The organism is Streptococcus mitis (assembly GCF_001579045.1).
GTDB lineage: Bacteria > Bacillota > Bacilli > Lactobacillales > Streptococcaceae > Streptococcus > Streptococcus mitis_D.
In genome coordinates, this window is the sequence record NZ_KQ970261.1 from 464,084 (window position 1) to 465,947 (window position 1,864).

The window sequence follows — 1,864 nt, forward strand, 5'->3', positions numbered from 1 at the left end:
AAGCTGATTCTGAAGTTACCTTAGATGCAGATTCGCTTACTGAGTTGCTTGTTGATGCTGATTGTGAAGCTACTTCTGAAGCTACCTTAGATGCAGACTCGCTCACTGAGTTGCTTGTTGAGGCTGATTCTGAGGCAACCTTAGAGGCTGATTCGCTCACTGAGTTGCTTGTTGAGGCTGATTCTGAGGCAACCTTAGAGGCTGACTCACTCACTGAGTTGCTTGTTGAAGCTGATTCTGAAACTACCTTAGATGCTGATTCGCTCACTGAGTTGCTTGTTGAGGCTGATTCTGAGGCAACCTTAGAGGCTGACTCACTCACTGAGTTGCTTGTTGAAGCTGATTCTGAAACTACCTTAGATGCTGACTCGCTCACTGAGTTGCTTGTTGAAGCTGATTCTGAAGCTACTTCTGATGTACGTTTAGATGCAGACTCGCTCACTGAGTTGCTTGTTGAAGCGGACTCTGAAACTACCTTAGATGCTGACTCGCTCACTGAGTTGCTTGTTGAAGCTGATTCTGAAGCTACTTTAGAAGCTGATTCACTTGCTGAGTTGCTTGTTGAAACTGATTGTGATTCTACTTCTGATGTACGTTTAGATGCAGACTCGCTCACTGAGTTGCTTGTTGAAGCTGATTCTGAAACTACCTTAGATGCTGACTCACTTACTGAGTTGCTTGTTGAAGCTGACTCTGAGGCAACTTTAGATGCAGACTCGCTCACTGAGTTGCTTGTTGAAGCTGCTGACTCACTTGCTGACTTGCTAGTTGAGGCAGATTGTGACGCTACCTTAGATGCTGACTCGCTTGCTGAGTTGCTTGTTGATGCTGATTCTGAAACTACCTTAGATGCAGACTCGCTCACTGAGTTGCTTGTTGAAGCTGATTGTGACGCTACCTTAGATGCTGACTCACTTGCTGACTTGCTGGTTGAAGCAGATTGTGACGCTACCTTAGATGCTGACTCACTTGCTGAGTTGCTTGTTGAAGCTGACTCTGAAGCTACCTTAGATGCTGACTCGCTCACTGAGTTGCTTGTTGAAGCTGCTGATTCACTTGCTGACTTGCTAGTTGAGGCAGATTGTGACGCTACCTTAGATGCTGACTCACTTGCTGAGTTACTTGTTGAAGCCGATTGTGACGCTACCTTAGATGCTGACTCACTTGTTGACTTGCTGGTTGAAGCAGATTGTGACGCTACCTTAGATGCTGACTCACTTGCTGAGTTACTTGTTGAAGCAGATTGTGACGCTACCTTAGATGCTGATTCACTTGCTGACTTGCTGGTTGAGGCAGATTGTGACGCTACCTTAGATGCTGACTCACTTGCTGAGTTGCTGGTTGAAGCCGATTGTGACGCTACCTTAGATGCTGACTCACTTGCTGACTTGCTAGTTGAGGCAGATTGTGACGCTACCTTAGATGCTGACTCACTTGTTGAGTTGCTTGTTGAAGCTGATTGTGACGCTACTTTAGATGCTGACTCACTTGCTGACTTGCTGGTTGAGGCAGATTGTGACGCTACCTTAGATGCTGATTCACTTGCTGACTTGCTGGTTGAAGCAGATTGTGACGCTACCTTAGATGCTGACTCACTTGCTGACTTGCTGGTTGAAGCCGATTGTGAAGCAACCTTAGATGCAGACTCACTTGCTGACTTGCTGGTTGAGGCCGATTGTGAAGCAACCTTAGATGCAGACTCACTTGCTGACTTGCTGGTTGAGGCCGATTGTGAAGCAACCTTAGATGCTGATTCACTTACTGACTTGCTGGTTGAAGCAGATTGTGAAGCAACCTTAGATGCAGACTCACTTGCTGACTTGCTGGTTGAAGCAGATTGTGACGCTACCTTAGATGCTGATTC

The 1,864-nt window shown here is 46.4% G+C and carries 1 pseudogene; it reads left to right on the forward strand.

What is annotated here, in order from left to right:
* Positions 1 to 1,864: pseudogene (locus SMIDD28_RS12480) on the forward strand (hypothetical protein); the annotation flags it as partial.